The sequence below is a fragment of the Pedobacter indicus genome, assembly GCF_003449035.1.
In the GTDB taxonomy this organism is placed as follows: Bacteria; Bacteroidota; Bacteroidia; order Sphingobacteriales; family Sphingobacteriaceae; genus Albibacterium; species Albibacterium indicum.
Window position 1 is genome coordinate 401549 of record NZ_QRGB01000001.1, and the last position, 23018, is coordinate 424566.

General features: G+C 42.5%; 12 protein-coding genes. All 12 read right to left on the reverse strand.

What is annotated here, in order from left to right:
• Positions 1-100: 100 nt before the first annotated feature.
• The 12 genes from D3P12_RS01975 to D3P12_RS02030 all read right to left on the reverse strand — a co-directional run bounded on the left by D3P12_RS01975 (position 101) and on the right by D3P12_RS02030 (position 22815).
• Positions 101-964, reverse strand: a complete 864-nt coding sequence (locus tag D3P12_RS01975) for a hypothetical protein (protein ID WP_118193412.1) — start codon at positions 962-964, stop codon at positions 101-103.
• A gap of 28 nt (positions 965-992) precedes the next feature.
• The gene (locus tag D3P12_RS01980; RefSeq protein ID WP_118193413.1) at positions 993-2855 is read right to left on the reverse strand and encodes a SusD/RagB family nutrient-binding outer membrane lipoprotein; all 1863 of its coding nucleotides are present in this window, start codon (positions 2853-2855) and stop codon (positions 993-995) included.
• A gap of 11 nt (positions 2856-2866) precedes the next feature.
• Positions 2867-5971, reverse strand: coding sequence for a SusC/RagA family TonB-linked outer membrane protein (locus tag D3P12_RS01985; protein WP_118193414.1), 3105 nt, complete (start codon positions 5969-5971; stop codon positions 2867-2869).
• A 439-nt stretch (positions 5972-6410) separates the two neighbouring features.
• A complete protein-coding gene (locus D3P12_RS01990) occupies positions 6411-7892 on the reverse strand; it encodes a sodium:solute symporter (RefSeq protein ID WP_118193415.1) in 1482 nt (493 codons plus the stop codon).
• Positions 7893-7904: 12 nt separating this feature from the next.
• On the reverse strand, positions 7905-8711 hold the full coding sequence (gene murQ / locus D3P12_RS01995) for an N-acetylmuramic acid 6-phosphate etherase (protein ID WP_118193416.1): 807 nt from the start codon (positions 8709-8711) through the stop codon (positions 7905-7907).
• Positions 8695-11226, reverse strand: a complete 2532-nt coding sequence (locus D3P12_RS02000) for a glycoside hydrolase family 9 protein (protein WP_245977364.1) — start codon at positions 11224-11226, stop codon at positions 8695-8697. The genes murQ and D3P12_RS02000 overlap by 17 nt, the downstream gene beginning before the upstream one ends.
• A 23-nt stretch (positions 11227-11249) precedes the next feature.
• A complete protein-coding gene (locus tag D3P12_RS02005) occupies positions 11250-13100 on the reverse strand; it encodes an outer membrane protein assembly factor BamB family protein (RefSeq protein ID WP_118193417.1) in 1851 nt (616 codons plus the stop codon).
• A 6-nt stretch (positions 13101-13106) separates the two neighbouring features.
• Positions 13107-14567: a glycoside hydrolase family 10 protein gene (locus tag D3P12_RS02010; protein WP_118196933.1), complete on the reverse strand. Its 1461-nt coding sequence runs from the start codon at positions 14565-14567 to the stop codon at positions 13107-13109.
• 95 nt (positions 14568-14662) lie between these two features.
• The gene (locus tag D3P12_RS02015; RefSeq protein WP_118193418.1) at positions 14663-16093 is read right to left on the reverse strand and encodes a DUF4623 domain-containing protein; all 1431 of its coding nucleotides are present in this window, start codon (positions 16091-16093) and stop codon (positions 14663-14665) included.
• Positions 16094-16137: 44 nt separating this feature from the next.
• Positions 16138-17943, reverse strand: a complete 1806-nt coding sequence (locus D3P12_RS02020) for a RagB/SusD family nutrient uptake outer membrane protein (protein ID WP_118193419.1) — start codon at positions 17941-17943, stop codon at positions 16138-16140.
• Positions 17944-17961: 18 nt separating this feature from the next.
• Positions 17962-21429 (reverse strand): SusC/RagA family TonB-linked outer membrane protein, encoded by a 3468-nt coding sequence (locus tag D3P12_RS02025; RefSeq protein WP_118193420.1) that lies wholly within the window; start codon positions 21427-21429, stop codon positions 17962-17964.
• A gap of 141 nt (positions 21430-21570) precedes the next feature.
• Positions 21571-22815: an exo-beta-N-acetylmuramidase NamZ family protein gene (locus D3P12_RS02030; RefSeq protein WP_245977365.1), complete on the reverse strand. Its 1245-nt coding sequence runs from the start codon at positions 22813-22815 to the stop codon at positions 21571-21573.
• Positions 22816-23018 lie beyond the last annotated feature (203 nt).

The following is a 23018-nucleotide window of genomic DNA, read 5'->3' on the forward strand; positions in this document are numbered from 1 at the left end:
AAATTCGCATTTTTATCAGAAAAAAGTGGATTTAATGCGGATGCATTCCGTATTAAATCCACTTCCATCTTTATCAAGTTTTCAATAATATTTACGCTATTTAGTGCGCTGTTGACAGACGGATATTTACGCCCGGCGTCGCATTGCGATACCCTGCAAACACGTGATTATACATCCGACCGATCTGTGCATTCCACCAATCCGAATAATCTACCTGATTTCCAGAAGAATTACGGATCTGTAGGCTTCCCTGATCGGAACCATCAGCACCAATGAGACGAACTCGATAGTCAATTCGGGCAGTACCTGCCGATATTTCCACAGTTTTATTTACAGTAACCGGTTCCCAACCCGTAAACTCACCAAAAGCAACAGGCTCTCCTAAATCGAACCATTCGCTTTTATCGCCGGTTTCATTGTCTGTCGTATATTGCCACTGATATTGTAGTGTAAGATCTGTTGGTTCACCCTCTGCTTCATACATCAAGTTTATAAAGCGAATCCAGGCAGTAGTGCCAGTACGCTCAGTCGTTATAGAAGGTAATGGAGTCGGATAAGGAATAATCACCGGAGGTTCGCTAAAATCATGAATAAACAAGCTATTCTTACCAGCGGGTATTTCGATATCTCGGTCATAGACCAAAGTCATATTTTCTACATTCCCGCGATACAGTTTTAAATTTGACGTTCCGGGTTCTGTGCTAAAGAACTTACCTACGGCACCACCAGGAATTAAATTAAACGTATTCAACGGGGAAGTTTCATTGGCCAGCAACTGACCATTCAATTCTACTTTGTTGATAGCATTTGCGGAGCCAGTAGCCAATGGAACCATGTAGAATAGCTGAAACTGAGGCGTTTCATCTGTAATCTTCTCTGCTGGGAAATCCACCACATTCTTTTCACATGACGCCAGAAAAATCAGCATCACCATGAATGATAATAATTTAAGTATCTTTTTCATTTCTTCTTGATTTTAAATGGGTCAATAATTAATTAGGCATTTCTCCAGGATAAGCAAACCAAGGAATGGATGTCTGATAATTCGGAGCCGTTCCTGAGATTGGTTTCAAGCCTTCAAGAGACCCCTCGTTCCACATATACTCAGAATTATACCGAGGTCTTATCCTATAACTTGGAGAACCCTCATTCAGAACATTATAAGCTGATTTTCTCCCTTCCACTTGAGCTGGGCCAAGATACAAACCCTTGTATACCTTGGTAGGATCTGTATCCCACTTTTGTCTGATTTCCGCTTGAATCCATCCATTTCCATTACTTGGATAGTCGCCAGTATATTCGATATCATAGTGGTATTTACGCATGTCCACCCACGCCTCAGGAGCACCCCATGGATACAATGCTATCCACTTTTGCATCATAATATGAGATAGAGAAAAATCAGTCACATTCGCGACATACGGTCCATTCAGATATTCGGTCGCTAATGCATCAAATACTGATTTGGTAATTTTATCACCACCAGTCGGACTGCCTTCCTTTCCTGGAGAAATATACCGCGAAGTAAATTCCATATCTGCACGAACACCGTTTTGAAAAGCAGTAAATGCCTGTCCTCGTTGATCCAATTTCCAATAAGCCTCTGCTAAGCAGAATTGAATTTCAGCATAGGTGGTTAGAATATAAGGAGCGTCATCCCGATAGAGCCATCGTCCCATACCATCATGAATGTCACCAGTCCAGGTAGGCGCCACCTCTCTCCCATAATAAGAAGGAGCTGTACCGATTGGCCCAGTACGACTGGTAAACGAACCTCCATAATATTCATAGCTTTTCACATTATCAGGATCATCGATGTCTTCATAATTCGGATTACTAGTTGTTGCTAATTTAACCGCTACTCGTGGATCATAATTCCCTGGTGCATCATTCAAGATGTTCGCAGTAATCTGTTTTCCAGCAGGTTTAAATGGATAAGTTTCATTATCCTCCGTACGGATCTTGTCGCCGGTAACTTGATCGTACTCGGGAACAGTTCCTGTAAAAACCTGCACAGCATAATCGTGCTGAAAATAAAGAATATTTAGGTTGTTTCGAGCAGTACCCCAAAAGTTATTATAACCACTGTAAGGGGCACCCTGTGACCCACCAGTAATACGGATTGTCGCATCGTCCCCCGGGGACTGGAAAGATTTCTCTGCTGCACTAATCAACTCTTGAGCGTAAGCTGAATTAAAATCTGATTTATTGCTCAACGACGCAAGATTCCGTACAATTACTGCATAAGCAAACCTGATCCATTGATCTTTATTTCCTCCATAAATAAAATCATTATCCGTAAGCTTGCTACCATAAATTGTATTATCCTCTCTTTCCAACATTTCGATGGCCTCGTATGCCCAGGCACGTACTTGCGGATAAATATCCTGTTGGTAGTCATAATCATGAGAGAGCAAGCCGGGCACAAACGCATCGGTCATTGGTACTTCCCCGTGCACCTTCGTCAACATATCCCAACCAAAAGCCTTCAATGCTAAACCGATTCCGGCCAAGGTCCATTCTTCAGCTTCAACCGATTGATTAATCATATTCTCTAAATTCATTCCTTGCAGCCAATACACAACTCTCCATATCTCGCCGCCTGCGTCGCTGCCTATGGAATAATAATGCGTAGCAAAAGTCGTGTAACTCGTTGTGCCCATCATCTGTGTCATCGGTCCGATAGCGCGAATGTCCCAGTAAACACCCTGCAATTGCTGAATGTTATTCGCTAAGTACAAATAGCCTTCGACCTCAGCTGGCGCATCTATATTTGTATTTACATCCAAATATTTCTTACATCCGGTTGGAAGTAGAAGAAATAAAGGGATTATATATATTAAAAACTTTTTCATGGTCTATATCTTTAATTCAAGGTTAAACTAATACCAAATGAGATTCCTCGTGGGTTGGGGATAGACCAAACATCATATCCTTCACCACCAGTACCGCCCGCAGCAGCAGAAACTGTATTTCCAACTGCGTCAATACCAGAGTAATTTGTCCAGGTGACCAAATCATTACCCACCACGAACACATCGAAGGACGAAGCAATTTTTGTCCAGTTCAATGTCGACGCCGGCAAACGGTATGCAAGACGCAGTTCTTGCAGGCGCAGATAATGTACATCCTTCTCTAGCCAATCTTCGTCATTACCGCCATAGATCGTTGCGCCATAATTCCTGTAATCGGTGACAATTGTGTTCTTGGTCGGATTATCTGTATTCTCATTTCCATCTCTCAAAACCCCTTCAAACACGAATGGACCACTTTCACGAAGCTCAACTGATTCCAAACTGGTTCCTTGTGTCATCATCACACGCTTTGTTCCATTCACAACAGTAGCCCCGAAGCGTCCAGCAAAAAGTGCAGACGCACTGAAATTTTTATATCGCAGCGAGGAAGTGATACCAAAACGCAAAAGCGGTTCACGGTCGCCTATTACAGACCATTCCGGATCAGTCAACGGCATACCCGTCGTTGGTTCAATCAAAATATCCCCTGCATCGTTTCTAAGATAGGCACGACCAGTTAGTGTTGTGATCGGATGTCCCACCATGATACCATTTCGGATATTACCCGAATTCCATGTATAAGCATTGTAATATTCCGATACATTTTCCGGTAAGAATAAAACCTTAGATCCACCATGAGACACATTGACACCAACGTTCCAAGTCACACCTTCAGGCTTCCTAACAATATCTCCATCCACATGTGCTTCCCATCCCCAGGTTTTAAATGTTCCGACATTCATATTATTCAACACGAAACCCGTTGCATAACTCAACCGGAAACCTTTAACAATCTGGTCAGCGTTCCTTGTTCCGAAATATGTAAAACTAGCGTTTAGCCTATTGTTAAGCAACTGAACGTCAGCACCGAATTCATATGCAGTAGTCATCTCTGGCCGTAGGTTTGGATTAGGTCCCGTAAATCCATACTTAAATCCACCACCGGTCAGTTCAGTAGGTTCTAATTCAGGATCAATCTCCAACGGGCCAGCATCCTTACCGACCTGCGCTACCGATCCGCGAAGTTTAACATAATTGATCGGTTCAACGGATTTCATAAAATCCAGATCAGAAAGGATAAAAGACGCTTCAACGGATGGATAGAAATAACGGTTATTTTCAACTGGCAAGGTTGAAGACCAGTCGTTACGTCCTCGCAAAGTAATAAATGCCAAATTATCATAACCAAACTCAAACTGTCCGGAAATAGCCTGAATTCTTCTTTTTGTATTTCGTTGGGAAGCCACCTGTGTACTCGGTTCCGTGTTGTTGATCGATTGAAAGTCTGGAACGATAAAATCACTGCCGTAGCTCGATAGTCTTGTTACACCATTTTCCATTTGATGATATCCCAGCTGACCGGAAAAAGATAGCTTCCCGTCCATAAAAGTGTTGTTATACCCCGTCAAAATATTAATCGTTGGATCAGAAAAATTTGATTGCACCAAATTGTACTGCCCAAGACCAGCATTACGAGCAGCATAATAAGGATGGGCGGATGTTTCGAAGTTTTGCATACCTACATCCCAGCCAACCTGTGCTCTCAAGAAGGCGTTCTCTATTGGTGTCAGGTTGATTGCTACATTCGAAAGAAAGCGATCCGATTTGTCGAAAAATTTATTTTTATACAAACCAAACAATGGATTTAACAGATCCTGATCAAGGTAGTAATCAGGCACTTTCATAAAAACTCCATCATCAGTAAGGTAATTCGCCATATTATCTACCATGGGCCATATCATCGCGCGATACAATGGTCCATCTGTTCCTCGCATGACTTTATTATTGGACATCCTCGTGTACTGCATCGATCCTTCAAACTTCAGCCAATCAGTTACTTGAGACTGTCCCGCCAACCCCAGATTAGTACGATCATAGTCAGTCGTCTTAATAACCCCTTCTTGCCCCAACATAGAGAAAGAGGCGCGGATAGTAGATTTTTCAGTCCCTGCGTCTACGGAAACATTATGTCTCTGTGTAAACCCAGTTTGGAGTACGGACGCAAAATTATCATAAAGTGTCATACCCTCAGGATACAAACCGCCGAATTTAGCCGTATAATAGTAGTTTGTAGTTCCATAATTTCCATTCGCATACTTCGTCTGTAATTCCGGGTAACCATAGGCTTTATCAAATTTGAAAGAGTTACTGTACTGTACACGACCAGCCCCAGCACGCCCTTTTTTGGTTGTGATAATAATCGCACCGTTCGAAGCGTCGGAGCCATAAAGCGCGGCGGCGGCGGCACCTTTCAAGACAGTAATCGACTCAATATCTTCTGGATTAAAGTCATTCCCCCGCGAAGAATAGTCCATATTCCGTACAGAATAAGTGTCTACTCCTGCTCCTGCCATACCAGTCAAGGGGTCAAATGTACTGTTGTTCATCGGTACCCCATCAACCACATAAAGAGGCTGATTATTACCAGAAATAGAAGTTATATTACGGAGCACAACCGTATTGGATGCACCCGGGGTACCACTCGTTGAAGTAACATTCAGACCCGGTACCCGTCCCGCCAATGCAGACACAAAGGATTCCCTGCCTGACTCACTGATGGTTGCCCCATCAATCTTTTGAACAGACGACCCTACTGCACGTGCATTTCTTTCCATCCCAAATTCACCAGTAATTACAACTTCGCTCAAGTCACTCACGTTCGCTTCCATCGTTATCGTGATGTTCGATCGGCTACCAACTGGGATCGTCTGTTGCTCAAACCCAACAGCTGAAAAACTCAACACGTCGTCGTCATTAGCAGTAATACTAAAATTTCCATTATTATCAGTTGATGTGCTCGTCGATTTGCCCACAACTGTGACAGTTACCCCGGAAAAACGGGTATTTTCATTATCGTACACCGTACCCGTGATTGTCCTTGTTTGTGCATGAGTTTGATACGCACAAAATAAAAACAAAACGGAAAGCAGGGTAGCTATTAGTCTTTGTTTTTTCATATTTCACATTTTAAAAAATTAACTAAATACAAATTTTCACAATCGCTGCCCCATCATGGATGGCAACTAAACTACTTGCTTTAACTTGTCTGGCTTGGAGGGGATAACTTTTTCATAATGGATTCGCTTTTTGATGGTTATAATTGTCGATAACATAACTGTGTTATCGGCTTTCTTTGGCTTTTTATATCGATTAGCGACGTGATTTCTAAAACAAACTTCTTAGATCCAAGCGTCTTTTAAAACTTATCTTTTAGCGTGGTTTATTAGGTTCAAATAATTACAGCTACAAACTATCTCTTTATAAATTATTGGCTACACAATGATAACAATAATATCTGACAGTCTCGCATGTTTGTGCATGTTTTTTTTTCAAAATGCATAAATCAAAAGTCGTACCTGTGGGTGCATGACCGTTAAGTACTCATACTGTATCTTGTTAGGCGTTCGTCGGTGTAGGCAATCCGGGTTTGCTAGTCAAAAACAGCATAGTCCATGTAATAGCACCATTAATAACGATCAACTCGAAGCTCATTCCATATCCCGCGTGCTTCTCTAGTGCGAGTTTTAACAAATAAAGCAATATTGGCGATAAAATACAGATATAAGGAACCAGCGAATCGGCGACCGATCGCTTCGTAAACATCCCGAATACGAAAAGCCCTAACAGCGGTCCGTAAGTGTAACCAGCAGCGGTGAAAATAGCTGTTACCACCGAGTCGTCATTGATAATTCTAAACGCCATAATAACTAGCAACATGACAACAGAGAAACCGACATGCACCATCGTCCTTGTTCTTACCAGTGCCGGGGCATTTGGATCTTCTTTCTTGTGAAAATTCAGAAAATCAACACAGAACGAAGTTGTTAGGGCTGTCAAAGCAGAATCCGTCGTAGCAAAGGTAGCTGCTGTTAAGCCCATCATAAATATAATACCTGGCAAAATCGGCAGATAATTCAAGGCGATTTCGGGAAAAAGATAGTCAGGTGTCGTCAGAGCAGAAACATCCAGTCCATTTTCAGCAGCGTAGAAATACAGCATCGCACCAACTGACAAGAAGAAAATATTAATGATTACGAAGACCAAGGTAAACGATAGCATATTTTTCTGTGCTTCGCCGATCGTTTTAAGACTGATATTCTTTTGCATCATATCCTGATCCAATCCGAACATCGCCAGCGTTACAAAAATTCCCCCTAAAAATTGTTTGAAAAAGTTTCGCGTATCTCCTGTAAAGTCATCCCAAAAGAATATTTGCGAATAGCTGCTATCCTTAATCTTATCAAAAGTTTCCACAACATTCAGGTTCATGCTATCCGCTATAAAATAGATCGATAAAACTACCGAAAGCAAGAGGAAGAATGTCTGCATCAAATCCGTAATGATGATCGTCTTCAATCCACCCTTATGCGTATATACCCATATCAGAATTAAGCAGATGGCGATGGTCACAGCAAATGGGACATTCCAGGCGTCGAAGATAAAGCGCTGTAAAATGATTGCTACCAGATACAGGCGGAAAGCCGAACCTATCGTTCTGGACACTAAGAAGATCATCGCCCCACTTTTGTAGCTCAGATACCCGAATCGTTGCTCCAGATAGGTATAAATGGACACCAGATTCATCTTATAGTATAGAGGCAAGAGTAAAAACGCTACGATTACATAACCAACAGCGTTCCCTAATACAAACTGAAAATAGCTAAAACTCCCCGCTCCAACTGCTCCTGGCACCGATATAAAGGTCACCCCTGAAAGCGCGGTACCGATCATCCCGAAAGCGACGATATACCACTTCGAATTTTTATTTGCACTAAAAAACGCACTATTGTCAGACTTTTTCCGTGATGTAAAATAGGCTACACCGACAAGAAGCGTAAAGTAGCCAATCAAAAAGCTCAATAATATAATGGGGGTCATACTCTAATCTCTTTATGATCTATAATTTTCAATCGAAGCCCTCACACTTCCGTGCTTTTCAAGCAGTTCAGTTGCCTGTTCTTCCGTAGCACCGGTTTCATCCATAATTATTTTAACACCCCGGGCTACCAACTTATTATTACTTAGCTGCATATCAACCATCTTATTCCCTTTTACCCTACCGAGCTGAATCATTGCTGTCGTCGAGATCATATTGAGGACGAGTTTCTGAGCTGTACCAGCTTTCATCCTTGTAGAACCAGTTACAAATTCTGGCCCCACCACTACCTCAACCGGGAATTTTGCTTCTGCAGCTACCGGTGAGTCCAGGTTACACACAACACATCCGGTCACCAATCCTGCTTCGTTTGCTGCTTGCAAAGCGCCGATGACATATGGGGTTGTTCCCGATGCAGCTATGCCGACAAGTACATCTTTTTCATTGATAGAATATTCCTGCAGGTCTTTCCATCCTTGTTTTTGATCATCCTCCGCAAATTCCACTGCCTTGCGAATAGCCGTATCACCGCCTGCTATATGTCCGATTACCCAGTCATAGGGCACACCGAAAGTTGGTGGGCACTCGGATGCGTCCAGGATACCCAGTCGGCCGCTAGTACCTGCACCAACATAAAACAGCCGCCCACCCTTCTTCATCTTCTCTACAATAGCACCTGTCAGTGCCTCTATCTGCGGGATACTCTTCTTTACAGCATCAGGCACACTCTGGTCTTCATGATTAATATTCGTTAACACTTCATGGATACTCATCTTCTCCAGATGGTTATAATTTGATTCTTTTTCAGTTACGCGATTCATTTAGCAGTTTATCTATTGTGACGGATTGATACCCGTCATTTTTCAATAATTCAATTAATTTTGGTAGTTCATGATAAAATTTTTCCGTTCTTTTCGGATCTGTTCCAGCATGAATCAAAATAATTGCACCATTTAACCCATTTTTATTTTTTTCTTTAAAGTCTTCGATTGATTCGAAAATCGCCTTATTCCTTACATAACGCGAACCCATGTCAGGCCATGTATAATCTGCAGGTGTTCGGATACCCGGCGTAAAATTAATAAGTTCCAAACCCATCTTGGCTACCCAGTCTGCTATTGTGTCATTGTACCATTCATAAGGCGGCAAGAAAAACCTGCTTGTTGACCTATCTAGGTTCCATTTCTTAAGCAAGTTATAATTTTCGATAACATCTTTTTCAAATTCCTCTTGCGAAATTAACAATGAATCTCGATTCCCCCACGGTGCATACAATAAATGTTGATCAGAATGTGCTCCGACGTAATGTCCGTCCCGAACAAGCTTATCCACAATCCCTTGATTTTCTTTTTTTCTCAAATAATTTCCTGTAAAAAAGAACGACGATTTTTGATCTTCTCGATTAAGCACTTCTGCGATATAACCGGCTCCTTCGCCAAATTCATCTGCTGAAAATATCAAGGCGACTAGCTTTTTCGTTTCGTCACCTCGGATGACGGCGCCAAAACGATCTCGTTTCAGTTTGCTGACCGATGGGTGACTAACTGCTTCATCCTCCATTGCCGCTAATAGATAAACCAAAGACGCGGTTCCATCCATGGTTGGTTCATTCGTGCTATAATCTCCAAAATCATCATGATATACGACCAAGTCAGACTGAAACGCTGCATACTCATCTGGGCTGTATAAGGTAATACCAATCAGGTTATTATAGATAGAGGTATAAACCGGTCCATCTACCAGTCCGCCATCTACTGGAAAATCATGTAGATGTGTAAAAGCAGAATGCGGATCAGCAGGCGTATCCCCCCAAGAAGGGAGGCCATAAACCATGCTCGTTCCCCAAGGATTTAAGCCAAAGAGCCAATCGATATTTGCTTGCTCCAATTCCCTATAGGTTTCATCCCCTGACATTTTGCGATACAAATAGCATTGGATTGCAAAAGAGGTTGTCAGGTTATTCGAGCACCAGATAAAAGGGATTCCTCTATAGAAGGCATTTTTTTCAGCCTTTGCGTGTACCTTTTCTATACCCTCTTTATAATATGCAGTGGTTTCATTATTCCCTATTTCATAGTGCCCAAAATTATGGAAAGGGTACCATTGATAGTGTCGAGCCGTATCTTGACCTAACCACGGCGTAATTTTCTCCATCCGCGCATAATCTACCGCCTTATTCAAATAGTCATCATCTCCGGTCAATTTCCATAAATTCGAAGCAGCCAGTTCCATATCATCTGCCCAACTGTCCTCTTCATAGAAATAAGGAGCTAAATTTGGTGCAGTCTGGCTTACGCCCAGTTTACGAAGGCCAAATTTGTAAGCCGAAAGGGCTTTATCATAAAAGACACTTGCCAGCTCAGCATCCTTCTTCTCGTAAATTTGTGATGCCAGTGCAAAAGCCGAAGCAAACTTACCGGCAGTTGACGATGTTCCCGTTGCCCGGTTTTGATGTTTTCCTAAACCCTGCGGTTCCCCAGTTATAAAATATACTGGTCGCGCACCTCCAGGCCCCATTCCGTAATCAACTGAATCGATTGTCGGCAACCTCAAGCCCTGATGATCCCGATCGTCAGCCAACTGGTTAAACATCCAGTCTTCCCGCGGGTGCATCTTCAGCAACCATTCCAAACCCCACCGCGCTTCGTCTAATACATCTGGAATACCGTTCTTACCTTCCAATCCATTTGCCAAATGAGCATCTGAAAAAAACTCCCCAAAATCGCGGTAGGCAGCCAACAAATGATAGGTAGCATTGGCCGATGTAGTAGAATATTGCAGGTAATCCGAAGCATCATGCCAACCACCCGATACATCAATCAGCGTAGAGTCTGGCATCGGACCATACATTGTATAACCGTCATGCACATGGCATGAGTCCTTCAGATAGGGGTTAAAACCGCTCCGCTGTTGTCGAAGATACCTCAAAACAAAATCTGCTGTCCCTTGGTAAACATCTTTATTAACAGAGAAAACAGGAGATTTAGCATTTCCGGCCTGTAAATAAAATTTCCCAGTATCTGAAAAAGCACTAAAATCCAGTCTATACGTCTCTTCAAACGGTCCGTAGGCGCCAAATGGCATACCGGCTTCCGACTTAAACACCGCTTCATCAGTTTCAGCATCCATTAACTGAAAAGACTCAATCTTGTTAGACGACTTAGACCCCCATACTGCTATTTTTATGCCATCAGGTGTATATCCTAACTGATTAATCCGTATCCACGCTCGTTGCTCCCCACCCCCAAGTCTTTTTGCTGAGCATGCCAAAAAACCGACCATTACAAACAGTCCAAATACAGTCAGCATGATACGGATGATCTTTTTTCCTTTCATAATCAGCTAGTCTTCGCTTTCAACTAATGATATTTTAAACAAAAAATAGTCCCATCCATCGAGCTCACCAACACTTTATCTTTCCCGAACGGCTTAATGGGATTAACCATCGCATTTGATATCTTATACTGCCATTCCACCCCACCGTTATCAGCATTTACCGCACTTAGCAATCCACTATGACTTGGAACAAAAACCAGCCCATTGCTTTCAACGATTGCCGACGGTGTTAGTTCATAAGGGAGATCCAGTTCAGATTCCCAGACTATCTCCATGTTGTTTGCTCTCGTCGATACACCCAACAGATCACCGTCCATAGTCTTTACATATACTTTTTCCCTGTCTTCAGCCAAACCGATCGACTCCCTCACTCGGCTACTATCTTTCTTCTCTCTCCAAATCACCTCGCCTGTTGAAGCATCAAGAGCAGTCATATACCGATCCGGCGCGACAATAAAAACCCTATTATTGGCCTCAACCGGTACCACAGCAGCTGCTGAAAACATTCGGTTTGTAGAACCATTGTCCCATTTCCAATCCACTGCTCCTGTTATTGCGTCCAGCGCGTAAAAATCATTCCCCCAGCTTCCAAAATAGAGCGTTCCATTATAGAACAAAGGGGTCGATGAGATAAAGTTTTCAACTCGATCAAAATCCCATTTCAATGTACCACTTTTTAGATCGAAGGCTCGAAAATGCCCGTCCGATCCGCCAATATAGGCTGTCTTCTGAATGATAAATGGTGAACCGAGAACGGCCTTCTCCGTTTCATAAGTCCAGACCTCCTTGCCATTTCGGGCATCCAGGCAGTAAATATTTCCATCTGACGAACCTACAACCACATAATTTCCTGATACGGCTGGTGTTGAATAAACCTTCCCATTCGTCTGGAAACTCCACTTTTTACTTCCATCTTTCAACCTCAGGGCATATACTTCCCCTTTTGTATTAGCGGTGATTGCAGTATTCTTATAAACGGCTAAGCCGACCCCGAGATCACTATCATCCTGAAATTTCCAAGAAACAGATACGTTCTTAAAACGTTCATTAACTGAAAAGTCCGGACGGCTCCAGCTGGCTTGCTCTTGATCAAAATGATGATTAACCAGGCGTACGCTTGCCCAAGGCTCTTTTGTGGTCATGCTTGGAATACGAGTCTTGTAAGTTGCCTCGTCATTTTTTATTGTCACGATATTATACCCGCCAATACTGTCTTTAGCTCGCAGATTCGATCTGCCCATAATCGCGGGTATACCTTCAAAATCCATCAATCTGTTACTATGACCATGACCACACAAAGCCAGCTGAATATTTCTTGTTTTTAGTCTGTCAATAACCTCATACCAATTATTCAGTTCGCTGTCCAGAGGGTAATGGTTAATAAAAATCAATGGCATTTTACTATCCGGCTCTGCGTTAAAGATCGAATCCATCCACACCAGATTCTCTCGCGGCACCTGACCAGGGCTCATTCTCATATTGGGTCCTGAATTCGTGCCCATGAACTGATAGCCGTTGTATTTGAACTCAAACGTTTCTGCCCCAAAAACACGGCGGAAGCTATTCCCGCCACTTTCAGACCAATTAGCATCATGATTTCCCGGCACGATATACCAGGGCAAAGTCAAACTATCTAAGATCTGCTTTGCTAAAAGCAATTCTTCATCAGATCCAAACTCCGTTATATCACCTGTTATCAAAACAAATTTAATTTCAGGGTTTAGGTTAATATCCAAAACCGTCCTCCTTAAATCTTCAGCCGCTGTTTCTCCCCCGATATGCGTATCGGTAACATGCGCAAACTTAAACGGTTGGGCAAAAACTTGTATTCCGAAGAAAACAAAGAAACAGACGAAAGTAGCGATCCGAGTCATGGGAATTTATTTCTTTTCTATAACGTCTGAAGGTACACTTTCTGCGTGGTCACTATTGATCGTCGAGACCGAGTAATATCCCTTATTGCTCACCTCAATACTTTTATCACGAGTAATTGCAAAGACTTCACCTTTTTTCTTTAAATCGGAAAAATAATACACGACGGATCTCACATCGCCCGATGCACTCCACTTTAAAGAGTTCCCTTCAATTTTCACATTTTGCACAGGTGCAGGAGCCGGCGCAACCGCACGACCTACAAATGGCATGACAGCCGGATTTTTATAAAGCGAAGCCAACTGATCTGTAATACTAACTTTGTTAAGCATAACATACCGCGCACTATACATCGCATTTCCCACCACCTTACTGTTCTTCCTGGTTAAATTAAACTGTTTCTCTAACTCTGCTGCAGACTGGAACGCAGCGGGTGCTGTTGGATCTCCAAACTTATAATACCCGTGACCGATCATCAAAGCTGCTTTATGACTATTTTGCGACCACCAAATCAAATTCGTTTGAAAATCATTATATTGGTTACCAATCTCTTGGTATAATTGCGGTATCACAATATCCACCCATCCTTCTTGATTCCATTTTGCGACATCGGCAAACATGGTATTGTAGTTATAATCTCGTCCCGCGGCCGGCGATACCGAGAATACGACTCCTGGTTTTGTCGCAACGATCATATTATGAACCGCTTCAATTGCATTATCCACATTCCCCCTCCGGAAATCCTCTATCGAGCTGTATCCAGCACCATATTTTTCGTAGTCTGATTGATCGGGAACCATTTGACCGGCCGCAGACGGAGCAGGGTAGAAATAGTCGTCGAAGTGAACTCCGTCAACTTCATACTTAGAGATCAAATCTTTGACTATATCAACCAGACGTTCCCTAACTTCCGGAAGTGCTGGGTTGTATATTTGTATCTTCTCATGGCTAACGACCCATTTAGAATCAACCGAACTATGCAAAGCAGGATACGGAGTACCTGAACTTGCCCGTGTCGCTATACGGTAGGGGTTCATCCAAGCATGAAATTCAATATTTCTCGCATGTGCTTCATCGATCATAAACTTTAATACTTCATAACCTGGATCTTTGCCTCTTGTCCCCGTAATTGCAACACTCCAAGGCTCATATGGCGATGTATAGAAAGCATCCCCCATTCCTTTCACCTGAAAAAACACCGCATTTATATTCAGTTCGCTGAACTTATCCAAATAAGCGATATACTGTTGTTTCTGTGACTCAATACTATAGTCACTTTGTGGCCAGTCCAGCCCCCAAGCCGTAGTAATCCAAACAGCCCGCATTTCTTTCGCCGGAAAGCTTAATTCTTCCTCCTCAGTTACCGGAGGTTCCGGCTCAATGGGTTCAACACCGCTTTCTTTTTTACAGGACGCGAGAAAAACAGAAAACAGGGAAAATGTTATCAGATATAAAGCAAGTTTTTTCATATCAATGGTTTGCATCATTTATCGCATTCGGATATAACCGATTTGACAGTCCATCATCGAACTATCAAATCGGCTATTTTTAATTTATGCCCGGCTTAGTCATCCAATTCCATTCTTGGGATTTCGATAATAACAAAACCCGCATCTGTCGATGCTGTATATAATACCAATGTTTTATCATTACCTTCATCGTCTTTGATGATATTAAATGCTGTTTGGGTTGATGGAGCCTGATTATCAGGACCGAGTAAAGAGTAGCTATAAACTGCATCATGCTCTGGCAATCCTTCGAAGATATTCAATGCCTCCACAATATCACTCCCACCAGAGATATCATACACTGATAAAACAACCGGTTCACCCGCTCCACGCGCAGCAGTAGTTGCCATTAAATAGCGTTTCCCATTGAAGTTAATAACACGTGGGTCAGAACTTCTAATAGGGATCGTTGTACTACCCATCGTATACGATTTTGTGCCACCGGCATTTACAACACTAATCGGTGACGAGTGCGACGAATACAAATAGCTATCTGTATTTCCAACTTGTGTCCATGTCGCCCACGCTTGGGCTGCAGGAGAGATCGCAAATGCCGCAGGAGCAGAGATCGTTGTATAACCTGTCACCTTCAACCGTAACCCTTTGTTCCCCGCATTGTCTCCAAAGAAGATATAACCATTTCCATCCTCGTCTAGATTAACCGACATATTATCTCCATGACGCCCTCCGGAACCAGGTATTGTAGAAAGATCCAGATTAGCAATGCGCTGTGGCGCCTTGCTAGGATCATCCCAATGATAGATATTCAGCGGGCTCGCTGCTGTTCCTCCAGAAAGGTTAGCGATATAGGTATGACCATTTACCTGAGCACCCATATTGAATGTATAGGTTCCTCCCGATACACCAGTCATGTTCAACGGTATCCGTTTTATTTCATTGTTTTTCAAGTCGGCCATTCTCAACAAATGAGGTTGCATGTCGTTCCTTGCTACAACCAATACGTGTTCACCGTCAAAGCCGGAACCACGGGTCGTCATGCCACTAAATGCCGGATAAGCAGGGCTTCCGAGTTCATTATTCGTATGATCTATAACGTTTGGCTTACTAAAATCTGCACCGAAAACTGGCACACGCAAGCGTAGCGTCACCATATACTCACGAAATCGAGGTTCATTTACCAGCTTAATAGTAACTGTTTTTTCCGCATCTCCTTCACCAAAAGGAAAAGCATAGGTATCGGTCTCCAACACGGCACCTTCCGATGCTTCAATCTCAAACCGAATAGCGGATACATCTGTTTCAGGATCTACGCGCGGAAACCATACTGTCTTTTTATTTTCGTCTATTACACCTTCTATCACTGTTGATCCATCAGCTCCTGCATTTAAAATCTTGATTGATTTCAATACCGTCATTTTCGACGACTCGATGTTCTCCGGGAAATCCTCGGAGCATGAATTGAAGATCATTACACCAATCAAGCCGAGCAATAGTCCCCATTTTGGAAAATTATATAATGTTTTCATATCTGTCAATTTCTAAAATGATTATCTAATCATATTTATGTCTATTAATTCTGCGGCCAACCCTCGGTCTGCTTCAACTCATACCCTTTCGCTGCATATTCGTCGATTTGATTTCTCCCAACTGGCGCAAGATATGGGTTGATGTTCGCTTGGTTTAAATATGGCAAGCGTCCTTCGTTGGTTGTATGACGGTAAAAACCCTTCATCTCATCCTTGTTGCTACCATTGTATACTGTAATTGAACCGTCTAAACCAACTACTGAAATTTTACCAATATTTGCTGAGTTCAGTTCCGAACTTAATTGCTCTGGAAAATTCACCCATGCCCCAGACAACAGATCCATATGCGCGTCTGTATCCATGTAATCAAGCTTATGCCAGCGCTCCAGATCAGCAATTCGAGAAGCTTCAAAAGCAAATTCCATTCTACGCTCTCTTCTAATCTCCCAAAGCAGAGCAGACACTTGTGGATCACGTTCAGGGTCTTGAGGCAATGCTCCGATCTTCAATGGCGCTGTTTCTTTAACCCCTCTTTCGACCGCCTGTGCTGCAAGTGGTCTTTTACGAATTTTATTAATCGACTTATCCAAGTCTCCTTGAGAAACAGCCGCTCCTCCCAAAGTAGCCAATTCAGCCTTTGCTTCAACCCAGTTGATTAATACTTCCGCATACCTTAACACCGGATAGTCAGTCACGTTATTAGCACCAAGGAAATCTGGCGGAGGTGTATTTCCTGCCGCTACACTTGCTTCAATTTCACGTGGTAAGAATTTTGTGATGTATAACAAGGACCCTCGGTTTCTGGGATGAGGTTTAATATGATATGACGCTTCAAATCTTGAATCCCTTGTTTTCATCAAGTTTTCAATTTCAAAGTTATCGGCATCCTCTTCGCCTGAATTCTGCCACACTTTACCATCCTGACAGATGTATGATTTGATCAGATCTGTAGACGGACCAAAAATCAACGATTCAGACAGGTTCGCATTCGTAGAGATCGCATGTTTAATACCCACCGCAGCATCATAATGTCTGTAAAGAAGTACATCCTTGTTGCCCTTCAAGTCATTTGAAGTAAACAAACTGCGATAATCTGTTTCGATGTCATAACGACCACTACTGATCACCATGTTTCCGGCTTCGACAGCTAACTCGAAGAACTTCTTCGCTTGTTCGTCATTTTTATAGTAATATTTCTGCCATGTTCCTTCTTGTAGTGCCAATCGGGATACAATTCCCGCTACTACATACCGGTTTACACTTTGATCTCCATCGTTTAGCCGAACATTTTCTAATGCAAACTTAAAATCATCATAAACAGCATTCATCACTTCATTGCGTGGTGTTCTTGGCTTATAGAGAGCATCTAAATCGGTATCACTGACTTCTTTATCATAGTAGGGTACATCCCCATATGCGAAGACCAATTGAGAATAGCGGAATCCCCTAAAAAACCGGCCTATCCCTAGCCAATGTAAATAGGCTTCTTCTTCTAGTTTATCTGCCATTCCGTTTTCCACCCGATCGATCATGATATTTATAGATCGTATAGATGAATAACTCCAAATTCCGCTGTTGGGAACCGCCCTTGTAAAATTACTTTGGCGACCCAAAAGAACTGCGTCATCACTGAATGTAAATCCCATTAAAGCAGCACCGCCATAGCTAAATCCAGTACCATAACCAATAAAGAAGTCAGGATAGTATTTATTCGCATACATACGAACGTTTTCCTCATTTTCCCACGCTGTCTCATCCGTTAACGACGTTAAAGGCGGTCTATCCAAAAACTCTGTACACCCACCGAGCGCCAAAGCTAAAAATCCGATTATTATATGTTTGATTTTCATTTTAATATCTTTTTATAATTATAAACCGATTTGAATACCAAATGAAGCCGATTTAAAAGCCGGGTTCGAGGTACCTGTTCTGCCCAAATTGTAATTTCCGTTATTATCCGTTAGCATAGAATGCCCAGAAATTGCCTCCGGGTCAATTGGAAGACCTCTCAGATTGTCAAAGGTGAACATATTCTCTAGCGACACATAGATACGCGCTCTAGAAAGGTGTATTGTTCTCAGGATGTTCTGAGGAAGCGCGTAACCGAATGTGATATTCTTAATTTTCAGATAAGACATATCTAACAGATAACGTGTCTGAGGCCTCATCACGAATCCACTATTACCCCCACCTAGGTTCCAAGCCCGAGGGTAGAAAGCATCGGTTCGATCTTCCTTCCAGAAATCTTCAGCAATCGCCTGCGGCATTGCACCATCTTTTACGTGGTAACCAGGAATGGCCAATTGACCATTACCCCAGATCTGTCTCTTACCAACTCCCTGAAAGAAGACTGACAAGTCAAATCCTTTAAAATCAGCACCCACACGGAAACCATATTGATAGCGTGGTGTCGAGTTTCCAATCACAACTTGGTCGCCCGGATCGCCAAAGGTATTTTGTCCGTTATCGATATATCCATCGCCATTTACATCGACGAATTTCACATCACCCGGACTGATCAACATCACCTGATTACCATCCTCAAAATAAGTTTGATAGACAGGGTTATCGCCCACCAACTGGTTCGTAACCTTTGCGGTACCTCGGTGAACGATCGTTACTTGCTGGATATTTCCATCTGCGTCGTGTACGAAATCTTCTTTTTGATATAGACGATCGGTTACAAATCCATATATATCACCGTATCTTCTGCCAGTGGCAAATGTGCTACCCAAACTTCTGTTTTCCCAAGGCGTATTCCAGTCCGCTCCTTTGGTCACTACAGTCGTAGCGTCTGAAATATTAGCGTTCAGGCTAAGTCGAAGACCGTTTTCAAACATATGACTATAATCAGCTGCCAACTCCCATCCCTTTGTTCTCAAATTCCCGTAGTTTCCTTGTGGTGCATTTGCGCCGTAGGTGTCTGGTAACGACTCACCGGGGATAATCATGTTACGTGTATCTCGTTGAAACCACTCGGCGGTAATCCCGAAACGGTTGTTAAAGAATCGTAAATCCGCACCCAAGTTTAAGTGTTCAATATCCTGCCACGATATCGCCATCGATACAGGTGGAGGAGTACCTAATTGGAAGAATTGCTCACCTCCACTGTTTAACCATGAATTTTGTCCGATAGCCATGGTTGGCAGATAAAGCGAGTTTGGAACCGATTGGTCCCCTATACTACCCCACGAGCCTCTTATTTTTGCAAAACTCAGGATTGGGTCAAGCGACTGCATAAAAGTTTCGTTTGACAACACCCAACCAGCTGAGAACGATGGATACCACTTCCATTGCAAATGCGTTGGAAATTTGGATGTCGCATCATAGCGAAGGTTCGCTTCAAAGAGATACTTATCCATAAAGGCATAATTCGCTCTACCGAAGAAGCCTACCTGTGAATCCCAATTCGCACTCCCACCAACGTCAGGTGTTCCAACCGTGAAGTTAAATTGCGGATTATCTGGGTTAATCAGGTTCGTTCTTTCAGACCAATGACTATCCCATTTATATGCGATTATGTTAGTCCCCAACATAAATTTAAAATCATGTTTGTCTTCAAGATTTAAATTATATGTCGAATACGCATTAAATGTATGTTTTGCAGAATTAAATGAATTTTGATAGAAATAGGTTTGATCTTTTCCTATGTACTCATTCATTGGGAACCTAAAGCCCGGTATTCCATTTTCTTGATCTTCCGTTATATTTCCAGCTTCGTCTACATATACCCTGTTCCCCTCCTCATCATTCCAAGCGACAGGTGCATACCAATGAAAAGCACCATCCATTTTGGGGAGTGAATTTGTGAATTTGTTAAATTCGGTAGTATATGCATAGTCAGCAATTAAGTTCCAATTGCTAGTAAAGTCGACCGTCGTACCTAAGTTCAAGTTTACATAGCGTTTCTGTTCAATCGCATCGTTCGCATTCTTTGTATCAAAGTACGGGTCTCTGATCTCTTCGCCCAATTCGGTCACCCCTGTTGGGAACAAACGGCTCCAACGATATAGGTATAACCAAGGGTCAGCGCCAAAGCCCGTCGCCGAATTCGGATAACGCTTTGTTCCATCGGTAAACCTCGCTCCACCACGCAACGTCAGAAAGTCATTTACTGCTGTCGAAGCATTTAAGTTTGAAGTAAATCTTTTATAATCATCATGATTCGCTGGCTTCATCATCCCCTCTTGCCCTAAGTAGCCAACGCTGAAATTATATCTTGTGTCTTCTTTTTTACCATTTAAGCTAATATTATGTTTTTGGGAGAATCCATGATCTTTAACCATCGTCTCAACGGGATCATAAATTCTATATCCATATTTATCAGTACCATCAAAGTACCAGTCCCTTCCATAAACAACCGGATCATTATAAGCCACCACATCACCATAGAGCGTCTGCCATTCTTTGATTTTTTCAAAGCTTTCTCTGCTTACTCGCCAAAAACCACCAGCTGGACCACTAGACTTCATGTTCTCATGAGCTTCAAGCGTATATTCCAGCCCATCTATTCCAGCGATCTCGATATCTTTAAATGGACTTTGAAAGGAAAGATTCGTCGAGTAAGCAACTTCGTTCCCATCCATTTTTGCGCCTTTCTTTGTTGTTATTAATACAACACCAAAAGCTGCTTTTGCACCATAAATTGAAGTAGATGCCGCGTCCTTTAAGACACTGATCGACTCGATATCATCTGGGTTCACCATCTGAATGCTCGGTATCTCAACGTTATCTACCAAAATCAATGGATTACTTGAACCAACAATAGACCCAATCTGACCACGGATTTTTATTACCGGATCCGAACCAACTTCACCACTAGGCACAACAATAGACAACCCCGGTACTGTTCCCTGTAATCCTCTACCCACGTCAGGAATTGGTCTACTACCCAATACCTCTTCAACGTTCACCGAAGACACTGCTCCTGTTAGATGCTCTTTCTTTTGTACACCATAACCTACCACTACGACCTGCTCAAGTGAACTTTGCGACACCTCCAGAACCACATCCAATGTCGCTGACGATACAACGATGTCTTTTGTGGCATACCCAATACTTGAGAAGCGCAATGTTGCACCAACCGGCGCATCAATGCGGTACTGCCCATTACTATCTGTAACAACGACGGTATTTGTTCCCACTACGCTAACTGTAACTCCCGGAACCGGCCCTTGCTCGTCAGATACAGTACCTTGTACCGTATTCTGCTTCAATCTATTTGCCGAGTAGATTGCAGTTGCTGAACGGTTTGTCGCCGCCACAGATGTTGTCGCCAGGGCGTCTGCAGAAACCATCAAACCTAATGCAACCGATAAAAGTAAAACTTTTCTCATGTGTTAGTTTGTTAAAATATGCACTGTATTCATAATTTGGTTAAAAAAATACGGTCACCCAACTCTCGAAACGGATCAATCTACCATCAAACCCGAATGAGGGGCTGCACCAGTTTATAATGCTTAGCTTATTCCTAATTTCTATTCAAAATCGGGATATAGCAGATATTTCTTGCGCATCTCTTTGTAAGCATCCAATTCTTCTTTCCAGGATGCACGAATCTCGTCTTCTGTTTTTCCGGCAATAATTTGCTTCCTAAGCTCATCTGTTCCCGCCAGTTTATCGAAGAATTCAGGACGCGCAAAAAACTCATCCTTGAAATCAGCTTTATTATAAAAATCAATTAGGTATTTTAAGGTGAATTTCTCGTTCTCAGCATCGATATCTCTTAAGTCAATACCATAACATAGCTCATCTTGCTGCTCAACATGCGCAGCCATTCCCGGACGTGTACCCGGAGTAAATGTAAAGTCACCAAACACCGGATCAGGATAACCAATTACCTGGAACGGCCAATCTGTGCCGCGGCCAATACTGATATCTGTACCCTCAAATAAACACAGCGACATATACAGCCGGACTGATGTATAATTTGGAAGGCTAGGAGACGGTATCACCGGCAACTCATACTTCATGCTATGATCATAGTTTTTCACAGGAATTACAGTCAAATCAACTTGCTCGCCGTTCTCCAACCACCCCTCACCATTAATCATTTTCGCTAACTCGCCCACAGTCAAACCATGGATCATAGCGATTTTATGATAACTGACGTTTGATTTAAACTTATCATCCTTTCTAACAGGACCATCTACCTGATCGCCATTCGGGTTTGGTCTGTCCAGTACAATCACTTTCTTGCCGTTGTTCACCGCAAGCTGCATAACACGGTGCATCGATGTAATATACGTATAGAAACGTGCACCCACATCTTGCAAATCGAAGATCATCACATCAATTGAATTGACAATCGAATCTGCTTTCTCATTCTTTCCATAAAGTGTATGAAGCGGCAGACCTGTCTTCTCGTCCACATCATTGCTCACTTTCTCCCCGCGCTCAATATCACCCCGAAAACCGTGTTCCGGCGCGAAAGCAAACTTGACGTCAACCTCATTCTCCAATAATACATCTACCAAATGTCTATCACCCACAACTGACGTTTGATTACCCATGATGCCAACCTTTTTACCCTTTAACAACGGAAGGTATTCATCGAGCTGGTCAGCTCCCGGAAGGATCTCAGTATCGCTTGATGAGTTGGTTTTTGATTGATTAGCATTCTCTTTGGCAGAGGATCCTGAAGAGCAGGCCATCGCTGCCGTACAAATTATTAAAACGACACAAGCATACAGGGATTGGGAGATTACTTTTCTTAAAGACATCTTATTATTGCTTACAATGGTTAACGTTTGGTTTTAGTTCTATACAAACATAAAAATATTTTACAAGGCTATGCGTATTTATGCACGATTTATTTCAAAAACGTCAAAAATTGCACGCTAAAACGTTATAACGCTGACCTTGAATTGTAACAAACCGCATTAATACGCATAAAAAGAACTCGCTATTCTTAATTATCAAACAC

What these genes read in the sequence shown, in the direction of transcription:
- D3P12_RS01975 (WP_118193412.1), bottom strand. Translation starts at nt 964, where the DNA reads ATGAAAAAGATACTTAAATTATTATCATTCATGGTGATGCTGATTTTT.
- D3P12_RS01980 (WP_118193413.1), bottom strand. Translation starts at nt 2,855, where the DNA reads ATGAAAAAGTTTTTAATATATATAATCCCTTTATTTCTTCTACTTCCA.
- D3P12_RS01985 (WP_118193414.1), bottom strand. Translation starts at nt 5,971, where the DNA reads ATGAAAAAACAAAGACTAATAGCTACCCTGCTTTCCGTTTTGTTTTTA.
- D3P12_RS01990 (WP_118193415.1), bottom strand. Translation starts at nt 7,892, where the DNA reads ATGACCCCCATTATATTATTGAGCTTTTTGATTGGCTACTTTACGCTT.
- murQ (WP_118193416.1), bottom strand. Translation starts at nt 8,711, where the DNA reads ATGAATCGCGTAACTGAAAAAGAATCAAATTATAACCATCTGGAGAAG.
- D3P12_RS02000 (WP_245977364.1), bottom strand. Translation starts at nt 11,226, where the DNA reads ATGAAAGGAAAAAAGATCATCCGTATCATGCTGACTGTATTTGGACTG.
- D3P12_RS02005 (WP_118193417.1), bottom strand. Translation starts at nt 13,100, where the DNA reads ATGACTCGGATCGCTACTTTCGTCTGTTTCTTTGTTTTCTTCGGAATA.
- D3P12_RS02010 (WP_118196933.1), bottom strand. Translation starts at nt 14,567, where the DNA reads ATGAAAAAACTTGCTTTATATCTGATAACATTTTCCCTGTTTTCTGTT.
- D3P12_RS02015 (WP_118193418.1), bottom strand. Translation starts at nt 16,093, where the DNA reads ATGAAAACATTATATAATTTTCCAAAATGGGGACTATTGCTCGGCTTG.
- D3P12_RS02020 (WP_118193419.1), bottom strand. Translation starts at nt 17,943, where the DNA reads ATGAAAATCAAACATATAATAATCGGATTTTTAGCTTTGGCGCTCGGT.
- D3P12_RS02025 (WP_118193420.1), bottom strand. Translation starts at nt 21,429, where the DNA reads ATGAGAAAAGTTTTACTTTTATCGGTTGCATTAGGTTTGATGGTTTCT.
- D3P12_RS02030 (WP_245977365.1), bottom strand. Translation starts at nt 22,815, where the DNA reads ATGTCTTTAAGAAAAGTAATCTCCCAATCCCTGTATGCTTGTGTCGTT.